Annotated in this window: 15 protein-coding genes; 6 read left to right on the top strand and 9 right to left on the bottom strand. The window is 63.8% G+C overall.

All coding sequences use genetic code 11. The features are described from left to right. Positions 1-41 precede the first annotated feature (41 nt). Positions 42-2,225, bottom strand: a complete 2,184-nt coding sequence (gene uvrD / locus AC2CGW_RS24010; protein WP_186670132.1) for a DNA helicase II — start codon at positions 2,223-2,225, stop codon at positions 42-44. A 142-nt stretch (positions 2,226-2,367) separates the two neighbouring features. On the opposite strand from uvrD, the gene AC2CGW_RS24005 reads away from it, so the two are divergent. Further along, the gene (locus AC2CGW_RS24005; RefSeq protein ID WP_484574711.1) at positions 2,368-5,232 is read left to right on the top strand and encodes a putative bifunctional diguanylate cyclase/phosphodiesterase; all 2,865 of its coding nucleotides are present in this window, start codon (positions 2,368-2,370) and stop codon (positions 5,230-5,232) included. A 37-nt stretch (positions 5,233-5,269) separates the two neighbouring features. On the opposite strand, the gene zwf is transcribed toward AC2CGW_RS24005, so the two are convergent. Further along, positions 5,270-6,712, bottom strand: a complete 1,443-nt coding sequence (gene zwf / locus AC2CGW_RS24000; RefSeq protein WP_186721160.1) for a glucose-6-phosphate dehydrogenase — start codon at positions 6,710-6,712, stop codon at positions 5,270-5,272. Between the two features lie 104 nt (positions 6,713-6,816). On the opposite strand from zwf, the gene hexR reads away from it, so the two are divergent. Beyond that, a complete protein-coding gene (gene hexR, locus AC2CGW_RS23995; protein ID WP_003253273.1) occupies positions 6,817-7,683 on the top strand; it encodes a transcriptional regulator HexR in 867 nt (288 codons plus the stop codon). A gap of 157 nt (positions 7,684-7,840) precedes the next feature. After that, positions 7,841-8,059, top strand: a complete 219-nt coding sequence (locus tag AC2CGW_RS23990; protein ID WP_238348354.1) for a PA3496 family putative envelope integrity protein — start codon at positions 7,841-7,843, stop codon at positions 8,057-8,059. On the opposite strand, the gene AC2CGW_RS23985 is transcribed toward AC2CGW_RS23990, so the two are convergent. Continuing rightward, positions 8,001-8,963 (bottom strand): LysR family transcriptional regulator, encoded by a 963-nt coding sequence (locus tag AC2CGW_RS23985; protein ID WP_186710112.1) that lies wholly within the window; start codon positions 8,961-8,963, stop codon positions 8,001-8,003. The two genes, AC2CGW_RS23990 and AC2CGW_RS23985, sit on opposite strands and share 59 nt — an antisense overlap. A gap of 189 nt (positions 8,964-9,152) precedes the next feature. Between AC2CGW_RS23985 and AC2CGW_RS23980 the strand changes: the two genes are divergently transcribed. Next, positions 9,153-10,568, top strand: a complete 1,416-nt coding sequence (locus AC2CGW_RS23980; RefSeq protein WP_054892975.1) for an acetyl-CoA carboxylase biotin carboxylase subunit — start codon at positions 9,153-9,155, stop codon at positions 10,566-10,568. Between the two features lie 11 nt (positions 10,569-10,579). Next, a complete protein-coding gene (gene oadA, locus AC2CGW_RS23975; RefSeq protein WP_484574710.1) occupies positions 10,580-12,388 on the top strand; it encodes a sodium-extruding oxaloacetate decarboxylase subunit alpha in 1,809 nt (602 codons plus the stop codon). A gap of 168 nt (positions 12,389-12,556) precedes the next feature. On the opposite strand, the gene AC2CGW_RS23970 is transcribed toward oadA, so the two are convergent. The 3 genes from AC2CGW_RS23970 to AC2CGW_RS23960 are packed head-to-tail and all read right to left on the bottom strand — an operon-like array spanning position 12,557 to position 14,317. Beyond that, positions 12,557-13,222, bottom strand: a complete 666-nt coding sequence (locus tag AC2CGW_RS23970) for a GNAT family N-acetyltransferase (protein WP_484574709.1) — start codon at positions 13,220-13,222, stop codon at positions 12,557-12,559. 7 nt (positions 13,223-13,229) lie between these two features. Continuing rightward, positions 13,230-13,676 carry a GNAT family N-acetyltransferase gene (locus AC2CGW_RS23965; RefSeq protein WP_186670122.1) on the bottom strand — a complete coding sequence of 149 codons (447 nt, stop codon included), beginning with the start codon at positions 13,674-13,676 and terminating at the stop codon, positions 13,230-13,232. A gap of 11 nt (positions 13,677-13,687) precedes the next feature. After that, positions 13,688-14,317 (bottom strand): FMN-binding negative transcriptional regulator, encoded by a 630-nt coding sequence (locus AC2CGW_RS23960; RefSeq protein ID WP_186670120.1) that lies wholly within the window; start codon positions 14,315-14,317, stop codon positions 13,688-13,690. An 89-nt stretch (positions 14,318-14,406) separates the two neighbouring features. On the opposite strand from AC2CGW_RS23960, the gene pdxR reads away from it, so the two are divergent. Next, the gene (pdxR, locus tag AC2CGW_RS23955) at positions 14,407-15,933 is read left to right on the top strand and encodes a MocR-like pyridoxine biosynthesis transcription factor PdxR (protein ID WP_484574708.1); all 1,527 of its coding nucleotides are present in this window, start codon (positions 14,407-14,409) and stop codon (positions 15,931-15,933) included. 86 nt (positions 15,934-16,019) lie between these two features. Here the strand turns inward: pdxR and AC2CGW_RS23950 are convergent, their stop codons facing one another. The 3 genes from AC2CGW_RS23950 to AC2CGW_RS23940 form a co-directional block, all read right to left on the bottom strand. Next, positions 16,020-17,123 carry a polyamine ABC transporter substrate-binding protein gene (locus AC2CGW_RS23950; RefSeq protein ID WP_484574707.1) on the bottom strand — a complete coding sequence of 368 codons (1,104 nt, stop codon included), beginning with the start codon at positions 17,121-17,123 and terminating at the stop codon, positions 16,020-16,022. Between the two features lie 2 nt (positions 17,124-17,125). After that, positions 17,126-18,166 (bottom strand): histone deacetylase family protein, encoded by a 1,041-nt coding sequence (locus AC2CGW_RS23945; RefSeq protein ID WP_186710104.1) that lies wholly within the window; start codon positions 18,164-18,166, stop codon positions 17,126-17,128. A 167-nt stretch (positions 18,167-18,333) separates the two neighbouring features. Beyond that, positions 18,334-19,326, bottom strand: coding sequence for an AraC family transcriptional regulator (locus AC2CGW_RS23940; RefSeq protein ID WP_186710103.1), 993 nt, complete (start codon positions 19,324-19,326; stop codon positions 18,334-18,336). Positions 19,327-19,487 lie beyond the last annotated feature (161 nt).

Below are 19,487 nucleotides of genomic sequence, written 5' to 3'. Positions count from 1 at the left end.
TCTGAAAGAGCATCGCGGGACGAGTCACGAGCGACTCGTCCTCAGAGCGCTTCCAGCTTGGCATACCCCAGCATCAGCCACTTGCTGCCTTCGTCGAAGTTCACCTGCACGCGTGCCTGTGCCCCGGACCCTTCGAAGTTGAGGATGACCCCTTCACCGAACACCGAGTGTTGCACGCGTTGGCCGAGGCTGAAGGCGGTCTGCGGGATGCTGGCGTTGGCGAACAGGCTGCTGGCCTGGGTCTGCGCACCGCCGAAAGGACGGCTGACCGAATTGGACAAGCGCACTTCCTGAACCAGGCCTGCCGGGATTTCCCGTACGAAACGCGACACCTTGTTGTACGTCTCGCTGCCATAGAGGCGCCGGGTCTCGGCGTAGGTCATGATCAGCTGGCGCATCGCGCGGGTGATCCCGACATAGGCCAGGCGGCGCTCCTCTTCAAGACGACCAGGCTCTTCCAGGCTCATCTTGTGCGGGAACAGGCCTTCTTCCATGCCGACCAGGAACACGTAGGGGAATTCCAGGCCCTTGGCGCTGTGCAGGGTCATCAGCTGCACACTGTCTTCGTGCTCGTCTGCCTGGGCGTCGCCGGCTTCCAGCGAGGCGTGGCCGAGGAATGCCGACAGCGGCGAAAGGTCGGCGTCTTCTTCACTGGATTCGAAGTTGCGCGCAGCGCTGACCAGTTCCTCAAGGTTCTCTACACGGGCTTGGCCTTTTTCACCCTTTTCTTCCTGGTGGTAGATGATCAGCCCGGACTGCTCGATGACGGTCTGGGTCATGGTGTGCAGCGGCATCTCCGTGACCTTGGTCGCAAGGTTCTCCATCAACTCGATGAAGCCGCCCAGGGCGCTGGCAGCACGGCCTTTGAGCGCTTTGGCGGCGAGCAGCTGGCACATCGCATCCCACATCGACAGCTGGCTGTGGCGGGCATGTTCGCGGATGGCTTCGACCGTCTTCTCGCCGATGCCGCGCGGCGGCACGTTGATCACCCGCTCGAGTGCAGCATCGTTGCCGCGGCCTTCGAGCAGACGCAGGTAGGCCATGGCGTTCTTGATTTCGGCGCGTTCGAAGAAGCGCTGGCCACCATAGATGCGGTAGGGGATGCGCTCACGCAGCAGGGCTTCTTCGAGCACTCGCGACTGGGCGTTGGAGCGATAGAGGATGGCGATGTCGCTGCGCGAATTGCCGTCCTTGATGATGCGCTCGATGCTTTCGACCACGTAGCGTGCTTCGTCGTGCTCGTTGTATGCCGCGTACAGGGTGAGGGGTTCGCCTTCGCCCAGGTCGGTCCACAGCTCCTTGCCCAGGCGCCCGCTGTTATTGGCGATCAGGGCGTTGGCAGCCTTGAGGATGCCACTGGTGGAGCGGTAGTTCTGCTCCAGGCGGATCAGCTCGGCGTCGGGGAAGTCGGCGGTGTATTGATGGATGTTCTCGATCTTCGCGCCGCGCCAGCCATAGATCGACTGGTCGTCGTCGCCCACCGCCATCAGGCTTTCGCCACCGCCGGCCAGCAGGCGCAGCCAGGCGTACTGCACGGCGTTGGTGTCCTGGAATTCGTCCACCAGCAGGTGGCGGAAGCGGCGCTGATAGTGCTCGAGCAGGCCGGGGTGGTCGCGCCACAGGTCGAGGGCGCGCAGCAGCAGTTCGGAGAAGTCGATGACCCCGGCGCGCTCGCAGGCCTGTTCGTAGGCTTCGTAGATGCCGCGCATGGTGGCCAGGAACAGGTCGCCGCTGGCCTGGATGTGCTGCGGGCGCAGGCCTTCGTCTTTTTGCCCGTTGATGAACCACTGGGCCTGGCGTGCCGGCCAGCGCTGCTCATCCAGGCCCATCTCGCGGATGACACGCTTGATCAGCCGCTGCTGATCGTCGCCGTCGAGGATCTGGAAATTCTGCGCCAGGCGCGCTTCCTGCCAGTGGGCGCGCAGCAGGCGGTGGGCCAGGCCGTGGAAGGTGCCGACCCACATGCCAGCCGGGTTGATGCCCAGCAACTGTTCGATACGGTGACGCATCTCCGCGGCGGCCTTGTTGGTGAAGGTCACCGACAGAATCGAATGCGGCGAGGCCTGCTCGACCTGGATCAGCCAGGCGATGCGGTGCACCAGCACGCGGGTCTTGCCGGAGCCGGCGCCAGCGAGCACCAGTTGACGCCCACGCGGGGCTGCTACGGCCTGGCGTTGGGCATCGTTGAGGGAGTTGAGCAGTAGGGAGAGGTCATCAGTGTGCATCCGGCCATTCTAGGTTGGCGCGGGGGCTGCGGGCAAATGCTCGGGCATTTGTGAAATCATGACATACAGCAGTTTGGCCTGGCCTTGCGCTTGTGTATGCTCCGTGCACGTTCGCGGCTGACCATTATAAGAACACTGCCATATGACCCAGAATTGCATGGTGATCGACGCATCACCCGAATCGACAAGGAGCGTTCGCAGGCAATTCGCAACCCAGCTCTCCATCGAGCGGACCCGCCTGCTTTACCAGGGCTCGTTGCTGCCCACCCTGTTCATGTTGCTCAACGGCCTGCTTTGCGCCTGGCTGCTGTGGAGTCCTGCCCGCTACCTGCTGGTCGGCGTGTGGATGGTCTGGTTGCTGGCGCTGGTGGCCTTGCGGGTGATCCAGGTGGCGGCTTTCGATGCGGCCACGCCGGCGCGCCAGGCCAAGCCGACCTGGTGGCGGATGTTCCTGGGTGGGTCGGCCTTCAGTGGCCTGACGCTTGCCTGTGCTGCACTCGCGCTGGTGCCGGTGGACAGTTTCGTCCAGCAGGCCTGGGTATTCGGCCTGCTGGGCGCAGCGGCGCTTTCGGCGAGCGTCGCCTATGCGGTCAGCCTGCCGGCCTTTCTCAGCTTCGTGTTACCCGGCCTGTTGCCGCCGATCGGATTTCTGTTCTTCTATCAGGACGGATTGCAGCGCGGCTGGGGCTGGCTTGGCCTTATCCTGCTCGGCGCCCTGATGGTAGTGGCCTGGCAGGTCAATCGTCTGATCGAGCGCGGTCTGCTCCGACGCTTCCAGAACCAGGCACTGATCGAGCATCTGCAGGGTGCGCAACGCCATGGCGAGCAACTGAACCAGGCCCTGAGTGCAGAGATCCGCCACCGTCGTCATGCCGAAGAGCAATTGCGCCAGGCTCAGGCCGGCCTTGAGCTGCGGGTGAGCGAGCGAAGCCGTGAGCTGGCGCTTGCCACCCAGGCCCTGGGCGCCAGCGAGCAGCGCCTGGCCCTGGCGCTGGAGGCCAGCGAGCTGGGGCTGTGGGACTGGGACCTGCAAACCGACGAAGTCCATCACACTCAGTTGCATGCCTTGTTCGGCCTGGAGCCTGGACAAGTGCGCTCGGTGCTTGCCGACCTCAAGCCGCGCCTGCATCCCGACGATCTGCCGCTGCTGCGGCGCACACTGGTCGAGCACCTCAAGGGCCGCAGCGGCGACTATCGCGTCGAATACCGGGTACGCCACACGCAAGGCCGCTGGTGCTGGATCGAGGATCGGGGGCGGGCGGTCGAGCGTGATGCCGACGGCAAGGTCCTGCGCATGCTGGGCACCCGCCGCGACATCACCGCACAGAAGGAGCAGGAAGAGCAGCAACGGCTGGCTGCCACCGTGTTCGAAGCGGCGAGTGAAGGCATCGCCATCCTCGATGCGCACTACCAGTTGCTGGCGGTCAACCAGCGGTTCTGCGATCTCACCGGTTACGGGCGCGAAGACCTGATCCTGCGTGACCTGCTGGAGCTGCCGTGCAGCCGCGACGCTCGCCGGCACAGCCAGTCGATTCTCCAGGCCCTTGAGCAGCAGGGGCGCTGGCAGGGCGAGCTGGTCGAGGCGCGCAGCAATGGCGAGCTTTACCCGCAATGGCTGCAGCTCAATGGCGTGCGCGATGGGCGGGGCAATATCAGCAATATCGTGGCGTTCTTCACGGACCTGTCGGCGCGCCGCGAGTCGGAGGAGCGCCTGCGCTACCTGGCCCACTACGATGACCTCACAGGCCTTGCCAACCGCGCACTGTTCCGCCTGCGCCTGCACGAGGCGGTGCAGCGTGTGCGCCTGAACGGCCGTAGCCTGGCGCTGCTGCATGTCGACCTGGACCGTTTCAAGCTGCTCAATGAAAGCCTGGGGCATGAGCTGGCCGACCAGTTACTGAAGAAAATGGCCCAGCGCCTGGCCAATGCGGTGCCGGAGGCCGACACCGTGGCGCGAATCTCCGGCGACGAGTTCGCCGTGCTGTTCGATGGCTACAGCAATCTTTCCAGCCTGGTGCGGGTCACCACACGGCTGCTCGACAAGCTGCGGGTGCCACAGCGGGTGGGCGGTCATGAGGTGGTGATCAGTGCATCGGTGGGCATCAGTGTGTTGTCGGAGGCCACTTTCGACCTCAACGCCCTGGTCAGCCAGGCCGACATGGCCAAGCAACATGCCAAGCACCTGGGGGGCGACAGTTTCCAGTTCTATACCGAAAGCCTGCGTGCCAGCACCCTGGAGCGCCTGCAACTGGAGAACGATCTGCGCAAGGCTCTCGACGAGAACCAGTTGCGAGTCTACTACCAGCCCAAGCTGTGCCTGCGTTCCGGCCGTCTGCATGCCGCCGAGGCGCTGGTGCGCTGGCAGCATCCGCAGTGGGGCATGGTGCCGCCGGGCGAGTTCATCGGGCTGGCCGAAGAAACCGGGTTGATCGCGCCGATGGGTGAGTTCGTCCTGCGTCAGGCGTGCTGGCAGGCCTGCGAATGGCTGCGCCAGGGCAGAGAGATCCGTGTTTCGGTCAACCTGTCGGTCTACCAGTTGCGCCAGGGCAAGGTGGTCAGCCTGGTGCGCCAGGTGCTGCAGGAGACCGGGCTGGCACCGCACCTGCTGGAGCTGGAACTGACCGAGAGCCAGTTGCTCGACAATGTCGAGCACATCATCGCCACCTTCCAGCAACTGCACGCATTGGGCGTGAAGCTGGCGATCGATGATTTCGGGACCGGCTACTCATCGCTGAGTTACCTCAAGCGCTTTCCGGTGGACTACGTGAAGATCGACCAGGCGTTCATTCGGGGTCTGCAGGAGGGCAGCCAGGATGCCGCGATCATCCGGGCGATCATCGCCATGGCCAAGAGCCTGGGGCTGGAGGTGGTGGCAGAGGGCGTGGAAACCCAGGAGCAGCTGGCATTCCTGCGTGAACAGGGGTGCGACGAGGCTCAGGGTTACCTGATCAGTCGACCGATCGATGCCGCAGCGTTCAAGGCGTTGCTGGAGCGCTCGCGGGGATGACCTGCGCCCCGGCGGCAAGTGCCGGGGCAGGGGATGGTCAGAGGTGCCAGTGTCGGCCCTGATGCGCCAGGAGGCTGTTGGCCTGCTCTGGCCCATTGCTGCCTGCCGGATAGGTCCGCGGTGCCTGGAAGTGTTCTTCCCAGCCCTTGAGGATAGGGTCGATCCAGGCCCACGCGGCCTCCACTTCGTCGCGGCGCATGAACAGTGTCGAGTCACCATCCAGTACATCCAGCAGCAGGCGCTCGTAGGCTTCCCAGCGGCGGGTCTGGGCGAAGGCCTGGGCCAGGTTCAGGTCCAGTTCGACTGGCGCCAGGCGCATGCCGCGGCCGGGGCTCTTGGTCATCATGCGCAGGCTGATGTGCTCGTCGGGCTGCAACTGGATCAGCAACTGGTTGACCTGGCCGCCCGCGAACAACTCGTGGGGCACCGGTTTGAACTGGATGACGATCTGCGACGAGCGCCGTGCCATGCGCTTGCCGGTGCGCAGGTAGAACGGCACGCCGGCCCAGCGCCAGTTCTCGATATGGGCCTGCACGGCGACGAAGGTTTCGGTGTCGCTGTCGTTGTCGACATCTTTCTCGAAGTAGTAGGCCGGCACTTCCTGGCCGCCGATCTTGCCGGCGCTGTACTGGCCGCGCACGGTCTTGTCCTGCACATCCTGGCCGGTGATCGGGCGCAGCGCACGAAGGATCTTCACCTTCTCGTCGCGGACCGCCTCGGCCTCGAACTGCGCCGGCGGCTCCATCGCCACCAGGCAGAGCAGTTGCAGCAGATGGTTCTGCAGCATGTCGCGGGTAGCGCCGGCGCGCTCGTAGTAGGCGCCGCGGTTCTCGACCCCGAGGGTTTCGCAGACGCTGATCTGCACATGATCGACCTGGCTGTTGCGCCATACAGGCTCCAGCAAGGCATTGGCGAAGCGCAGGGCCATGAGGTTCTGCACTGTCTCCTTGCCCAGGTAGTGATCGATGCGAAAGACCTGGGACTCGTCGAATACCGCGCCGATGGCTTCGTTGATCGCCGTGGCCGACTCCAGCGAATGGCCGATGGGTTTCTCCAGCACGATGCGCGCTTCGTTGTCGGCAAGGCCGGCCAGGCGCAGGTTGTTGGCGATGGACACGAACAGGTTGGGGGCGGTGGCGAGGTAGAAGATTCGGGTCAGGCCACCGGGCTCGCCAAGGTAGCGGGCCAGGCGTCCGAAGTCGGCACCCTGGGAGGCATCCATGGCGAAGTAGTCCAGGCGTGCCGAGAAGCGCTGCCAGACCTCCTCGTCGAAGTCGTTGCGGGCAATCTGCGCCCTGCAATGACGCTCGCTGAGCTTGAGGTAGTCGTTGCGCGGCAGGGGGCGGCGGGCCAGGGCGATGATCCGCACGGCGTTGTGCAGGCGACCCTCGCGGTAGAGCTGATAGAGCGCCGGCAGCAGCTTGTGCAGGGCCAGGTCGCCCGTGCCGCCGAAAACCAGAATGTCGCAAGGGATACTCAAGCCACCACTCTCCCATGTTCGTTTAGCTGGGCGGTCAGCCGGTCATGTAGTATAACTACAAGATAGCTACATCCCGGCCAGCCGATCATAACCGAGTCCAGCCTGTGAATCTGTTGCAACATATCGCTCAATCGCGCCACCTGCTGCGCAAATCGGAACTGAAAGTGGCCGACCACGTGCTGCTCGATCCGGCTGCCGTCATGCACAGCTCGATGGCCGATCTTGCCCACAGTGTTGGTATCAGCGAGCCGACCATCGTGCGTTTCTGCCGCGCCATCGGTTGTTCGGGCTTCCAGGACCTCAAGCTCAAGCTGGCGCAAAGCCTGGCGGCGGGCGCCAGCTTCGGCCAGTTCGCCATCCATGAAGACGACTCGGTCGCCGACTACAGCCTGAAGATTTTCGACACCACCTTGCACACGCTGATGGAAGTGCGCGAGCACCTCGACCCGCAGGCGCTGCAGCAGGCGGTGAGTGCCATGGCCCAGGCGCAGCGCGTGGAATTCTACGGCTTCGGGGCTTCCGGCGCGGTCGCCGCCGATGCCCAGCACAAGTTCTTCCGCCTGCTGCTCAGTGCCGCGGCCTATTCCGACCCGCACATGCAGGCGATGTCGGCGGTGACCCTCAAGCCGGGTGATGTCGCCGTGTGCATCTCGCAGTCGGGGCGCTCGAAGGATTTGCTGATCACCGCCAACCTGGTGCGTGAAAGCGGCGCCAACCTCATCACCCTGTGCCCCAGCCAGACGCCACTGGCGGAACTGTCGACCGTCAACCTGGCGATCGACGTGCACGAAGACACCGAGATCTACACCCCGCTGACCTCGCGGATCGCCCACCTGGTGGTGATCGACGTGCTGGCCATGGGTGTGGCCATGGCGCGTGGGCCGAGCCTGGTCAACCACCTCAAGAGCGTCAAGCGCAGCTTGCGCAGCCTGCGTTTGTCGCCCAAGTCGATCAAGGCTACCGACGACTGATTGCACTGCTACCGCACCGGCCTCTTTGGGAGCGGGTTTACCCGCGAAAGGGCCGGTACGGGCAATGAAAATTCACGATTCTGTCACCATTTCTCAGCCAAACCGTAAAACCCCGAAGCCACCCTGAAACTCCCGCACTCGATCTGGGAGACAGGCAATGGCAAACGATCACTTCGGTTCGTACCAACCCAGCGCCAAAGCTCGCAAGCAGGCTGAAAAGGATCAGCGACGCATGGAATATCGTCGCGCGATCGAAAGCTACTGCGACCAGCGCCAACTCTTGCGCGATCTCGCCGACTACCCGGAGCTGCAAGACATCACGGTGTGGCAGGTGGCGTCGGCAGCTTCCCAGAAAATCGCTCCACAAGCCCGCTGATCTTCGCACGTTCGCTGCGAATGAATGCCAGAAACGCCAAGGCCACCGGCGATTGCCGCTTGGCCTTGGACTGCACCACGCACCAGCTGCGGTACAGCGGCAGCTCCTCGACAGGCAACTCCCTGAGCATCCCGGTGGCCAGTTCCATGTTCACTGCATGGCGAGTCAGCAGGGCGATGCCCAAGCCTGCGATCACGCACTCGCGCTGGGCGTCGGCCGAGGCCACTTCCAGGGTCTGGGTGAAGTGCACGCGCTTGTCCTTGAAGTACTCCTCGCAGGCTTTGCGCGTGCCCGAGCCTTGTTCGCGGATGAGCAGGGTATGAGGCTCCAGATCCTGCAGGCGCAAGCGTTCGAGCTTGCACAACGGGTGTTCCGGTGGTGCCACCGCGATGATCGGGTTATTCAGGAATGGCAGGAACTCCAGCCCCATGTCCTGCGGCACCATCGACATGATGATCAGGTCGTCGCGGTTGTCGGACAGGCGTCGAATCGCCTGGGCGCGATTGACCACCGTGAGGGTGAGGTTGACCTCCGGGTGTCGTTGCTTGAAGGCGGCGAACAGGTGTGGCACGAAGTACTTCGCACTGGATTCGATCGCCAGCTTCAATTGCCCCTGAAGTGAGCCCTGCATGTCCGACAGCTGCATGTCGAGGTTTTCCAGGCGCCCGAAGATGTCGCGGCTGGCACGTTGCAGTGCCTCGGCCGCTTCGGTCAGGTAGAGCTTTTTGCCGACGTACTCGAACAGCGGCTGGCCGACCAGCTCTTCGAGCTGGCGGATCTGTAGACTTACGGCGGGTTGCGTAAGCGCCATCTCTTCCGCTGCGCGGCTGTACGAGCGCAAATCACACACTTCGTTAAAGATCTGTAGCTGACGCAAAGTCATACGCATCAAGGACTTACGCATTTATCCCCAGGCTCCGGCAAAACCTTGTTACCTCACTATAAGCTTTTGCTAATACAGCCTCTAACAAATATTGATTTTTGTTTATCAACCGGTAGCGCTAGTTTGAATGTGCGACTGGCCAGCGACGTCTGGTCACGCGCCGACCGGTGTAACCGGATCGTCTGTTCCTACGGCTTTGGGAAGACTCCAGTGATAAAAAAAATCCTGATCGCCAACCGGGGTGAAATCGCAGTTCGGATCGTGCGTGCCTGCGCCGAAATGGGCATTCGCTCTGTCGCGATCTTTTCCGACGCCGACCGTCACGCCTTGCACGTCAAGCGCGCCGACGAGGCCTACAGCATTGGTGCCGAGCCTCTGGCCGGTTACCTGAACCCGCGCAAGCTGGTGAACCTTGCTGTGGAAACCGGCTGTGACGCCCTGCATCCGGGCTACGGTTTCCTGTCGGAAAACGCAGAACTTGCAGAAATCTGCGCCGAACGTGGCATCAAGTTCATCGGTCCTGCTGCCGAGGTCATTCGCCGCATGGGCGACAAGACCGAAGCGCGCCGCACCATGATCCAGGCCGGTGTCCCGGTGACCCCAGGAACCGAAGGCAACGTGGCCGACATCCACGAGGCCCTGAGCGAAGGCGAGCGCATCGGTTATCCGGTGATGCTCAAGGCCACCTCCGGTGGCGGCGGGCGTGGTATTCGCCGCTGCAACAGCCGCGAGGAGCTGGAACAGAACTTCCCCCGGGTGATTTCCGAAGCCACCAAGGCATTCGGTTCCGCCGAGGTGTTTCTCGAGAAATGCATCGTCAACCCCAAACACATCGAGGCGCAGATTCTCGGTGACAGCTTCGGCAACGTGGTGCATCTGTTCGAGCGCGACTGCTCGATCCAGCGCCGCAACCAGAAGCTCATCGAAATCGCCCCGAGCCCGCAGCTGACGCCGGAACAGCGCGCCTACATCGGCGACCTGGCCGTACGCGCCGCCAAGGCGGTCAACTACGAGAACGCCGGTACCGTGGAGTTCCTGCTCGCCGATGGCGAGGTGTACTTCATGGAGATGAACACCCGGGTGCAGGTGGAACACACCATCACCGAGGAAATCACCGGCATCGATATCGTGCGTGAGCAGATTCGCATCGCCTCGGGCCTGCCGCTGTCGGTCAAACAGGAAGACATCCAGCATCGCGGCTACGCGTTGCAGTTCCGGATCAACGCCGAAGACCCGAAGAACAATTTCCTGCCCAGCTTCGGCAAGATCACCCGCTACTACGCCCCCGGGGGGCCGGGCGTACGTACCGACACGGCAATCTATACCGGCTACACCATTCCGCCGTTCTACGACTCCATGTGCCTGAAACTGGTGGTCTGGGCGCTGACCTGGGAAGAAGCCATGGACCGCGGCCTGCGAGCCCTGGATGACATGCGCCTGCAGGGGGTCAAGACCACCGCGGCGTACTACCAGGAAATCCTGCGCAACCCGGAATTCCGTAGCGGCCAGTTCAATACCAGCTTCGTGGAAAGCCATCCGGAACTGACCAACTACTCGATCAAGCGCAAACCCGAAGAGCTGGCCCTGGCCATCGCCGCCGCCATCGCCGCCCACGCAGGCCTGTGAGGAATTCAACAATGTCCAAGAAAATCCATGTAACCGACACGATCCTGCGCGACGCCCACCAGTCCCTGCTGGCCACCCGCATGCGCACCGAAGACATGCTGCCGATCTGCGAAAAGCTCGACAAGGTCGGCTACTGGTCGCTCGAAGTCTGGGGCGGTGCGACCTTCGACGCCTGCGTGCGCTTCCTCAAGGAAGACCCGTGGGAGCGTCTGCGCCAACTGCGTGCGGCACTGCCCAACACCCGTCTGCAGATGCTGCTGCGCGGCCAGAACCTGCTGGGCTACCGCCATTACAGCGATGATGTGGTCAAGGCTTTCGTGGCCAAGGCTGCGGTCAATGGTATCGACGTATTCCGCATCTTCGACGCCATGAACGATGTGCGTAACCTGCGCGTGGCCATCGAAGCGGTGAAGGCCGCCGGCAAGCACGCCCAGGGCACCATTGCCTACACCACCAGCCCCGTGCACACCATCGAGGCCTTCGTGAACCAGGCCAAGCAGATGGAAGCCATGGGTTGCGACTCGGTGGCGATCAAGGACATGGCCGGCCTGCTGACGCCATACGCCACAGGCGAGCTGGTCAAGGCGCTGAAGGCCGAGCAATCGCTGCCGGTGTTCATCCACTCCCACGACACCGCAGGCCTGGCCGCCATGTGCCAGCTCAAGGCGGTGGAAAACGGTGCCGACCACATCGACACCGCCATCTCCAGCTTCGCCTGGGGCACCAGCCACCCGGGCACCGAGTCGATGGTCGCCGCGCTCAAGGGCAGCGAGTTCGACACCGGGCTGGACCTGGAGCTGCTGCAGGAGATCGGCCTGTACTTCTACGCCGTGCGCAAGAAGTACCATCAGTTCGAGAGCGAGTTCACCGCCGTGGATACCCGCGTGCAGGTCAACCAGGTGCCGGGCGGGATGATTTCCAACCTGGCCAACCAGCTCAAGGAGCAGGGCGCCCTCAACCGCATGAACGAAGTGCTGGCGGAGATCCCGCGGGTACGTGAAGACCTCGGCTTCCCGCCGCTGGTGACCCCGACTTCGCAGATCGTCGGCACCCAGGCGTTCTTCAACGTACTGGCCGGTGAGCGCTACAAGACCATCACCAACGAGGTGAAGCTGTACCTGCAGGGCGGCTACGGCAAGGCGCCAGGTGTGGTCGACGAGAAGCTGCGCCGCCAGGCGATCGGCAGCGAAGAAGTCATCGATGTGCGTCCGGCCGACCTGCTCAAGCCGGAGATGGCCAAGCTGCGTGCCGAGATCGGCAGCCTGGCGCACAGCGAGGAAGACGTGCTGACCTTCGCCATGTTCCCGGACATCGGGCGCAAGTTCCTCGAAGAGCGTGAAGCCGGAACCCTCAAGCCCGAAGCCTTGCTGCCGATCCCGGAAGCCGGCGCTGCAACCTCCGTAGGCGGCGAGGGAGTACCGACCGAGTTCGTCATCGACGTGCACGGCGAGACCTACCGCGTCGACATCACCGGCGTGGGCGTCAAGGCCGAAGGCAAGCGTCACTTCTACCTGTCCATCGACGGCATGCCGGAAGAAGTGGTGTTCGAGCCGCTCAACGATTTCGTCGGCGGTGGCAGCAGCAAGCGCAAGCAGGCCAGTGCGCCAGGTCACGTCAGCACCACCATGCCGGGCAACATCGTCGATGTGCTGGTCAAGGAGGGCGATGTGGTGAAGGCGGGGCAAGCGGTGCTGATCACCGAGGCGATGAAGATGGAGACCGAAGTCCAGGCGGCCATCACCGGCAAGGTCGTTGCCATTCATGTGGCCAAGGGCGACCGGGTGACCCCTGGCGAGATCCTGATCGAGATCGAAGGCTGAGCGACAGCCTTCGACTGACAAGCGGTTTACCTCATGGGGAGCGGTTGCTCCCCTTTTTTTGTATTGGGTTTCAGGGCCCAATCGCGGGGCAAGCCCGCTCCCACAGGTACCCCGCTGTTTTCATGGGCAGCGGGGTATCTGTGGGAGCGGGCTTGCCCCGCGATTGCGTCAGGCCTGGCGGCACGCCTCCAGGGTCTTCACCTGCCCGTCAGGCCGCTGGTTCTCTTCGCTCAACCAGCGCTCGAACCCTGTCGCCACCGCTGGCCACTCCCCGTCGGTGATCGAATACCAAGCCGTGTCGCGGTTCTGGTCTTTCACCACCATGTGCTGGCGGAATACGCCTTCGAAGATGAAGCCGAACCGCTCTGCGGCGCGCTTGGAGCGCGCGTTGGCGTTGTTGCATTTCCATTCCAGGCGCCGGTTGCCCAGCTCGAAGCCGAGCTTGCTCAGCAGGTACACCGCCTCGGTGCCCTTGGGCGTACGCTGCATGGCCGCGCCAAAGGCGATATGGCCGATTTCGAAGCGTCCCTGCTCGGGGACGATCGACATGTAGCTGAGGATGCCCTGCACCTGCCCGTTGCGTTTGTCGATGACGCTATAGAACAGTGGGTCGCGGCTGGCTGCGTTGCCTTGCAGCCAGCGGTCGAAGGCGGCGCGCTCGGTAAACGGGCCGTAGGGCAGGTAGTCCCACAGCACCGGGTCCGAACCCGGGCCTTGCAGGACCTCCCACAGGTCGTCGCCATGGCGCGCCGGGTCGAGTTTTTCCAGGCTGATGAAACGGCCATCGAGGGGGGAGGCGTCCGGTGTTGCGGCGGGTTTCCAGTTCAGGGTCATGGTCGGCCTACAGTGCTTTGCGAAATTGAATGAAGCCCGGGCGCTCGGCGACTTGCTCGTACAGGCTGATGGCCGTGGCGTTGGTCTCGTGGGTCAGCCAGTGCACCTTGATGCAGCCGGCGGCCTTGGCGGTGGCGTAGACGTGTTCGATCAGCTGGCGGCCGATGCCCAGGCCGCGCTGCTCGCCGTCGACGTAGAGGTCCTGCAGGTAGCAGGAGTTCTCGATGCTCCAGTTGGAACGATGATAGATGTAGTTGACCATCCCCACCGCCTTGCCATCGACCCAGGCCAAGGCCGAGTGGGTGGGTTCGCTGGGGTCGAGCAGGCGCTGCCAGGTCGTGGCGGTGACCTCGTCGGCGAGCGTGGTCTGGTAGAAGCGCAGGTAGGCCTGCCAGAGGGGCAGCCAGGCGGCGTGGTCTTCGAGAGTGACCGGGCGCAGGGTGACGTTGGACATGGTGGTTTCCTTCAGAGCGAACGCATCTGCGTCGCGAGTTGGTTGTCGAGCGGGTCGGGGCTGCTGGCCAGGCCTTCGCGCACGCCCTGCACATCGTCGGCGCTGCGGTTCTGGCTGAGCTTGCGGGCACCCTGGATGCGGGTGATGGGCAGGCGGATGCCGACGATGGCGCGGAGCATGCCGTCGATGTAGTCGGCAGGAGCGTCGGCGACTTTCCAGGGGGCGGCGCGGCTTTGTTCATGCAGGTCGGTCAGGCGGCTGACGATCTCCAGCAGGGGCACCGGGTCATGGATGACCTCGACCGGCCCATGGGCATGCACCGCGACGTAGTTCCACGTGGGTACCACTTTCGGGTTCTCCAGTTTGCTCGGGTAGTAGCCGGGGCTCACGTAGGCATCGGCACCCTGGAAAACCAGCAGGGCTTCGCCGCCTCGCTCCAGGTCCTGCCACTGGCGGTTGGCGCGTGCCAGATGGCCGTAGACCGTACCGAACTCGCCTTCGTGAGTGTCCACCAGCACTGGCAGGTGGGTCGCCAGCAGGCCGTGTTCGCCGTGGCTGACCAGCGTGGCAAGGCGCGTCTGCAGCATCTGCTGGTGCAGGCGTTGGAGGTCGTGTTCCTGGTGAGGCTTGGCGTTGTACATGGCGAAGTCCTTGTTTGATGACCCCATCCTAGGCAGGCTATTGGTTCTGGGTAAGAGCCATTTGCAGCCGATTTGACAGGTCCAATGCCATGAGTGAGCGTCCCCTCGTTTTGCCTTTCGACCCCGCCGGCATCGTGCTCGACCGCCGCCGTGGCCTCAGCCAGCAGCTCTACCAGGCGCTGCGCGCGCGAGTGCTGGACGGGCGGCTGAGCAGTGGCACGCGGCTGCCGGCCACCCGTGACCTGGCTTCGATGCTGGCGCTGTCGCGCAACAGCGTGGTGCGCGCCTACGACCAGTTGTACGCCGAAGGCTTCATCGAAAGCCGGGTCGGGGATGGCACTTACGTGAGCCAGCTGCCGAAACTATCCACACAGTTATCAACAAGGTTATCCAGGGGGTTATCAACAGGGTTATCCACATTTTTACCTGATGATACTGAGGATTTATCCAGTTCAACGCGCTCGAGCGCACCCTTGGAGCGCTTGAAATCCCACCATCTTTCACCGCCCAGGACGGGCGCTCCGAGGGCTTTTCGGGTCGGTATTCCGGCGTTCGATCTGTTTCCGTTCGAGGTCTGGGCCAAGCTGCAAGCGGGTTTCTGGCGTGATCCCGATCCTGCGCTGCTCGGCTATGGCGACCCGGCCGGTGAGCCTGTGCTGCGCGAGCTGATCGCGGCCTACATGCGTCGCTCGCGAGGGCTTTCGTGCACCGCTGAACAAATTGTGATCACCAGTGGTGCACAGCAGGCCATCAGCCTTTGTGCACAGCTGCTGCTGCAGCCGGGCGAGGAGGTGGCTGTGGAAAACCCGGGCTATCGCGCCGCCGGGCATGCCTTTGCCCTGGCCGGAGCGAAGGTGCGCGGTGTGGCGATAGACGACGAAGGGCTGGTATGCGAGCAGCTTGCCCGGTTGCGCGACTGCCGCCTGGCCTACGTGACGCCTGCGCACCAGTATCCGACCGGCGTCACCATGAGCCTGGCGCGGCGCCTGTCGTTGCTGGCCTGGGCCGAACGCCAGGATGGCTGGATCATCGAGGACGACTACGACGGCGAGTACCGCTACAGCGGCGCACCGCTGGCGCCCCTTGCGGCACTGGATCGCCAGCAGCGGGTGATCTACATCGGCACCTTCGGCAAGATCGCCTTCCCCGCCTTGCGCCTGGGTTACCTGGTGCTGCCGCCGCGGCTGGTGCAAGCCTTCAGCCAGGGGCGGGCATTGGCGGTGCGGCATTCCGAAGTCGGTACGCAGTGCGTGATGGCGCAGTTCATGGCCCAGGGGCACTTCCAGCGGCATATCCGCCGCATGCGCCGGGCGGCGCTGGCGCGGCGCAATGTGCTCAAGGCCGGCTGGCCGCTGGATGTGCCGGGGCTGGGCGCAATGCCGGAAGTGGCGGCGGGGCTGCATGTGAAAGTGGATGTGGATAACTTCGCGCGCGAGCAGGTGCTGGTGGCCAGGGCTGAGGCGGTGGGGGTGGAGGTGCACCCACTGAGCGCCTACTGGCTGGAAGACAGCCAGGTGCCTGTGGATAAGCGTGCGGGGCTGGTGCTGGGGTTTGCGGCGGTGCCCGAGGCGGAGATCGCCGAGGCGCTGATGCGATTGCGCAGGGCTTGGCGGTAAGACGTTGGACCGGGCTGTCTGTTTCGCGGGCAAGCCCGCTCCTACAGGCTCTTTGTAGGAGCGGGCTTGCCCGCGAAGCAGGCGACTCAGGTGCCGGACTTGATCCGCGTCCAGGCCCGGGTCCTTGCCCGTTCGGCTTCCTTGCTCAGCGGCTTGAGGGTATACAGCGTGGTCATCGCCTCAGCCGTCGGGTACAGGTTCGGGTTGTTGCGAATCTGTGGGCTGACCTTTTCGGTCGCGTCCTTGTTCGGGTTGGGGTAGCCGACGAAGTCGCTGATCGGCGCGATCACCTCGGGGCGCAACAGGTAGTTTATGAAGGTGTGGGCGTCGTCCGGGTTCGCTGCATTTTTCGGAATGGCCAGCATGTCGAACCAGATCGGCGCACCTTCCTTGGGCAGGCGCATGTCCACCACCACGCCATTCTTGGCTTCGCGCGCACGGTTGGCGGCCTGCGAGAAGCTGCCCGAGTAGCCCACTGCCACGCAGATGTCGCCGTTGGCGATATCGGCCATGTACTTCGAGGAATGGAAGTAGGTGACGTGCGGGCGGATCTTCATCAGCAGCGCCTCGCCCTTCTTGTAGTCCTCAGGCTTGTCGCTGTTGGGCGACAGGCCCAGGTACTGCAGGGCCAGCGGCAGGATTTCCGACGGCGAGTCGAGCAGCGCCACGCCGCACTGCTTGAGCTTGGCGATGTTCTCTTCCTTGAAGATTAGGTCCCAGCTGTCCACCGGCGCGTCGTCACCCAGCGCGGCCTTCACCTTGGCCGGGTTGAAGCCGATCAGGATGGTGCCGTACATGTAGGGCACGGCGAACTTGTTGCCCGGATCGTTGGCCTCGATCAGCTTCATCAGCGTTGGGTCCAGGTGCTGCCAGTTCGGCAGCTTGCTGCGGTCCAGGGGCTGGAAGACCCCGGCCTCGATCTGCTTGGCGAGGAACACGTTTGAGGGCACGACCACGTCATAGCCGGAGTTGCCGGTCAGCAGCTTGGCTTCCAGTGCTTCGTTGGTGTCGAAGATGTCGTAGATCAGCTTGACCTGGGCATCCTTCTGGAAATCGACCAGGGTCTGCGGGGTGATGTAGTCGAACCAGTTGTACACCCGCAGGGTGCGTTGTTCGGCATGGGCCTGAACGCCACCGGCCAGCAGGCCGGCAGCAACGAGCGGGGCGAGCAGACGCTTGAGTGGACGCATGATCAGGCTCCTGGCTGGGCGCGCTGGAACCCTTCCAGCACATTGACTGCGTTGATGCCGATTTCCTCGACGGCATAACCGCCTTCCATCACGAACAGGGTCGGCTTGCCGAGCTGGGCGATGCGCTTGCCCATCTCCAGGTAGTCCGGGCTGTCGAGCTTGAACTGGGAGATCGGGTCGTCCTTGAAGGTGTCCACGCCGAGCGAGATCACCAGCACATCGGCGTCGAAGGCGGCAATGCGCTGGCACGCGTCTTCGAGGGCGGCACTCCAGGTGGCCCAGTCGCTACCTGCCGGCAGAGGATAGTTGACGTTGCAGCCCTCGCCCGCACCCTCGCCGGTTTCGTCGGCATAGCCGAGGAAGAACGGGAACTCGTCGGTCGGATCGCCGTGGATCGAGGCGAAGAACACGTCGTTGCGCTCGTAGAAGATGTCCTGGGTGCCGTTGCCGTGGTGGTAGTCGACATCGAGGATCGCGACCTTGCGCCGGCCCTGGTCGAGGAAGGCCTGGGCAGCGATGGCGGCGTTGTTCAGGTAGCAGTAGCCGCCCATCACTTCGGCGGCGGCGTGGTGCCCTGGCGGACGGCACAGGGCAAAGGCGGCATGGGCGCCGTTCTGGATCGCGGCCTGCCCGGTCAGGGCGACTTGCGCGGCGCTGTAGGCGGCTTGCCAGGTGCCAGCGGTGATCGGCGCTCCACCGTCGAAGCTGTAGTAGCCCAGTTCGCCGTGCAGGCCGGTGGGTTTGATCTGGCGCAGGGTGCGTGCTGGCCAGGTGAACGGCAGCAGGTCGCCCTCCTGGTTCATGGCCGCCCAGCGCGCCCAGGCGCCTTCGAAGAAGTCCAGGTAGGCGGCGCTGTGGATGCGCAGCAGTGGCGCGCGGCCGAAGTCGTTCGGGCCCTGGACCGGGCCAAGCTTCTGCTGCTGAACGCGAGCGAGCACATGGTCGGCGCGCGAGGGCATCTCGAAACACGGCATCAGCTTGCCGTCGATCAGCTCGCAGCGGCCGTGGTGCAGGCGATGGTCATCGGAATAGATCGTCAGCATTTGTTGTTCTCCGAAGGTGACTGGCGTGGGCCCATTGTGGTGCGCGGGCCAGGTGGGGAGAACGTTGCAAACGGCCAAAAGGGGATCGATATGGCCACTGGCGATGGCCGGATCGGGTCGTGCGGGGATATTTTCGGCCTCTTGCGCCCCGGCAGGGCCGCTGCCGACTACCCGCGAAAATGGCTGGGCGCTACGCCACTCCAGCGTTGGAACGCATGCCGGAAGCTTGCCGTCTCGCTGAACCCCAGGGTTTCTGCGATCCGGTAGATCGGCATCTGGTCTTCGGCGAGCAACTGTTTGGCCCGTTCGAAGCGCAGCTCATCGAGCAGCTGTTGATAACTGCTGCCCAGCGCCTGCAAGTGTCGACGCAAGGTGCGCGACGAGCAGTTCATCTGCCGCGCCAGCCCCTCGAGCCCAGGCGCCGCATCGAGCTGTTGCATCAGCAGTTGGCGAATGCGCCCCAGCCAGGCTTGGCGGCCAGTGAACTCCAGGTTCAGGCGCCTGCAGCGTTCGGCCATGGCTTTGTGGGTGATGGGATCGGCCAGGGGCAGTGGCATGTCGAGCCAGCGCCGTTCGAAGGCAAAGGCGTTGTCTCGCGATTCGAAGCCCGTCGGGCAGGGGAATGCACCGGCGTAGAGCAGATGATAGGCGGGACGTGCGTGTTCGAAGCGTGCCGCCAGCAAGGGTAGCGGCCGGCCGAGCAGGTCATCGCAGATGACTTTCAGCGAGACCAGGCAGAATTCGGCATTGAACGCTGCCAGTGCCGGCTCCTCGCGATAATCGCTGGCGCTCAGCCAGACACGCTGGCCGTCGTCGACCAGGCGCAACTGGAAGATTGTTCCCAGCAGTGCCGGATAACGCAGTGCCAGGCGCAGGGCGTCACCCAAAGTGGCACTCGAGAGCAAGGCGTAACCGAGCATGCCGTAGCACGACACATGCATCCGCCGCCCCAGCTCCAGGCCGATCTCCTCGCGTCGGGCGACCGCATTGGCACACACCTGCAGTTCTTGCTGGGTGGTGATGCGCGCATCGGGATGGCCCAGGTCGGCCGGGCCTATGCCGCTGCCGGCGAGCAGTTGCGAGGCAGTGCAGCCCTCTTCCTGGAACACGTTGAGAATCAACGAAACCGCGTTGAGGGTGGTGAGGTGGCTGTGCAGCATGCTCGGCATCCCGTTGGGGTGAGGGGCATTATCGAGCAAGTAGTGTGCCGGGAAGTGTCTGCGAGTGCTGCGTATAAAAAAAGGGCCCGAAGCGTGCGCTCGAGCCCTTGAAAGGTTGAGAGGTGTCTAGTCCCTCGACCTGGTGAGACAGGTTGCAGCGG

The sequence above is a fragment of the Pseudomonas sp. SYWMCR5 genome (genome assembly GCF_057197165.1).
The sequence above is the reverse complement of the archived record's forward strand: the minus strand, read 5'-3'. Positions and strand labels throughout refer to the sequence as shown.